The sequence below is a fragment of the Oceanobacter sp. 4_MG-2023 genome (assembly GCF_030689165.1).
Classification (GTDB): Bacteria; Pseudomonadota; Gammaproteobacteria; order Pseudomonadales; family Oceanobacteraceae; genus Oceanobacter.
In genome coordinates, this window is record NZ_JAUYVV010000050.1 from 1 (window position 1) to 2,511 (window position 2,511).

The window sequence follows — 2,511 nt, forward strand, 5'->3', positions numbered from 1 at the left end:
TGACAGCTCAACCATGCTGTCATCGATAACCGGGATAGCATCCTGGAAATCGACAGTGGACTCTTCTACTTCCAGCGTCTCTGACGGCTCAACCATGCTGTCATCGATAACCGGAATAGCGTCCTGAAAATCAACAGCGGATTCTTCTACTTCCAGCGTACCAGGCAAATCAAGCAAGCGATCGTCAATGACCGGTAGTAATGGTTCTGCTGTGTCAGACTCATGCACCAGCGGAACGTCTGTACCTTCCAAACCAGTTTCCGGCGACACTTCAGTATTCTGATGCACGGAGTCAGACGTCTGCCATGCCGTTGTCTGATCATGCGAATCTGGAGTTGTTGTATCTTCGACGTCAGAGAGCGGGCTGTACTCGATCGTGGCCGGTGTATCTGGGAGCTCACGATCATCACTGGCAGAGAAATCCAGCTCGATGGTATGTCCCAGGTCGCTAAAATCAGCGTCGGCCCCATCAGAATCGTCCAGCTGACGAGGAATAAAAGGTTCGTCCGACAGGAGCGGCAACTCTGCCTCAGAGACAGTTTGAGTGGCCTCTGGCGCAGATACCTGAGCCGTTTCAATACTGGATTGATCACCGGCCAACTCAAAAGACGGCTCGTCTTCAAAATCACGGTGATCATCAGAACCCGTTACTACCGGTTCAATATCCAGTGTCGTCGGGGCAGCGTTCCCGGCACTGGAGAACGGAGTGTTAATAGCGTCGGCCAGCGTCGCAACAGGTTCACCCGTATCGGTTTCCGGGGTGGGCTGATGCCATGCAGATCCAACGGAGTGGTCACTTAACTGATCAACATCATCTGCGCCGGCAGCAAGGTCGGTGGTCGCCTGGATGGTATCCGTTACCGGTGCAACGGCCATATCATCGTCAGCGGGAATGTCTCCCGGCGCTTCTCCAAAAGGGCTTTCGTCAACCTTTGCCTTGGCATCGGCATCCTCTGCCCAGGCTTTCAGCAGATGGGTAATACCCAGAATACGATCCAGAATGGCTGGCCGCTCAAGCGCTTGCCCTGCGGCCAGGCAGTCCATCATGTTCAGTAATTGCTCCTGGCCTTCCATTGCCAGTTCAGCCCAGTTATTTTGTTCTGCAGCCTGGGTTTTTTCCCCAGACTGACTGGCCTGCAAGTAAAAGCCGTGCAAGCTGGTAGCCAGTTCATGGATACGCGGTTGTTCCGCCTGTTCAGCGCCATCGGCGACTTCAACCAGATCGCGGCACAGGGCATCCAGAACACTGAAGTCACCACTTTTCTGCCACTGCCGCAGCAGTAAATCGGCTTCCAGCAACGAGTCCATACCATTCGCCAGGAATTGTGAAATAGCCTGGGGGTTGGGTGTCTTGATGACCGTGTTGTCATTCTGCAACAAGGTTGCCAGCAACGACTGCTCAACCTGTTCTATTCGCTGCAGATACGCTTGTTCCGCATCCGTCAGGTTTCGATACAGGTCTGTTTTATTCTGCAGTGCCGAGGCAATAAATACCGCGCCATCGTCTATCAGTTCAACCAGCTGTTCGCTGTTACTGACCTGATAGGCCCGTAATTCCTTGAGCAAGCGTTCGAGTGGGGCAGCCAGACAAGCAATACTGCTGATGCCTGCCATATGTGCGCTACCTTTGAGGGTATGCAGGGCTCGCTGTACCTGATCACCTAGCGGGTTATCAAAATAACTCCGGCGAGATGTTTCAACAAAGTCATTGACGGTTTCCAGATGACCGTTCGCTTCCTGGACGAATACTTCCAGTAAAGCACTGTCGTCATCAGTTTCATGACTGTCATCAACATCGCTGTCTGCTGCAGTAACCGTTTGTTCCGTATCTGCTTGTTCAGTGACAGAAGCCTCTGCCGTGGCAGCTGCTGGCCCACTTCCCAGCACTTCTGCCAGATCGGGTACCGTCAGTCCTGCAGCCAGCGCGTGGGCGTAATCCATCAATGGCTGGGTATCGACACTCGGACCACCACGTTGACGGAAATCGTCAATCAACGCCGGCAAGACACTCATGGTGTGTTCAACCACATCAATCAGGTTGTCGCTGGTTGAAATGGTCTTGTCGATCACCCGATTGAACATATTTTCAATCGACCAGGCCAGCTCTCCGATAATCAGAGCCTGAACCATACGACCACTGCCCTTCAGGGTATGGAACGCTCGCCTGACCGTCGTCAATGACTCGGCGTCGGCAATATCCTGTTTGTAGCGGGGCCAGTATTCTTTCAGTGTCTCGGTGACTTCTTCCGCTTCTTCCAGGAAGATTTCGATGATTTCATCATCGATCAGATCGTCATCAACTTCGACCAACAGATCGGCAACGGAGACCGGAGCTGGCGGTAACGCTGCTCGTGCTGCGGAGACAGCTGCAGGAGCGGCAGCAGGAGCAGCTGTCGTAATAATCTCTGGCTCTGGCTCTGGCTCTGGCTCTGGCTCTGGCTCTGGCTCTGGCTCTGGCTCTGGCTATGTCGCTGGGTCTGGGGGGGGAGGGGGGGGGGTGTGGGGGGGGGG

At 54.1% G+C, this 2,511-nt stretch carries 1 protein-coding gene; it reads right to left on the bottom strand.

From position 1 onward, the window contains the following. On the bottom strand, positions 1 to 2,310 hold a 2,310-nt coding region (locus Q8W24_RS16625; RefSeq protein ID WP_305476008.1), incomplete at its 3' end, for an Hpt domain-containing protein. Between the last annotated feature and the right edge of the window lie 201 nt (positions 2,311 to 2,511).